1 protein-coding gene is annotated in these 517 nt (G+C 67.1%); it reads right to left on the bottom strand.

Translation table 11 applies throughout. From position 1 onward, the window contains the following. Positions 1-268: 268 nt before the first annotated feature. A partial coding sequence (locus CVH10_RS17135) for a hypothetical protein (protein WP_219924734.1) occupies positions 269-517 on the bottom strand: 249 nt, incomplete at its 5' end.

The following is a 517-nucleotide window of genomic DNA, read 5'->3' as shown; positions in this document are numbered from 1 at the left end:
CGGGCGGCAATTACGGAAGGCCGGTTCGAGGCGTTCCGCCGCGACTTCCATGCGCGGCATAGGTCGAACGGCTGAATCAAATCCAACCCTCATTCGGTCGATGCCGTCATTCCGGGGCGTCCGAAGGACGAACCCGGAAACCAGGACAACTGCTTCGGCGCCGGACCACGTCAAGCGGCGCGATTGCGGCCCTGGGTTCCGGGTTCTTCGCTCCGCTCAGCCCCGGAATGACGAGTTGGGAGGCCGGTCAAGCGAATGCTGGCCGGACCTAGCGGTGCGGCCGGAACCAACTGGGCGCGGCCGGCGGGGCGCAGTTCCGCTGCATACCCATCCCTTTCAGGAAGGCGCGGCGCATCCGGCCGGACTGGATGGCGGACTGGACGTGCTTTGAATGCTGGTCGGCCCCGCTGAGACGACGAATCCAGCTGCGCCCCGGAATGAAGTCGGTGGTCGTGCCGCGAATGGACTCCAGCGTGGCCCTGGCCGCCGCATCGGCCGCCCGCTCGCTGAGATACGA

This window comes from Halomonas sp. ND22Bw, from assembly GCF_003011945.1.
Classification (GTDB): Bacteria; Pseudomonadota; Gammaproteobacteria; order Pseudomonadales; family Halomonadaceae; genus Halomonas; species Halomonas halophila.
This window is presented reverse-complemented; position numbering and strand designations above follow the sequence as displayed.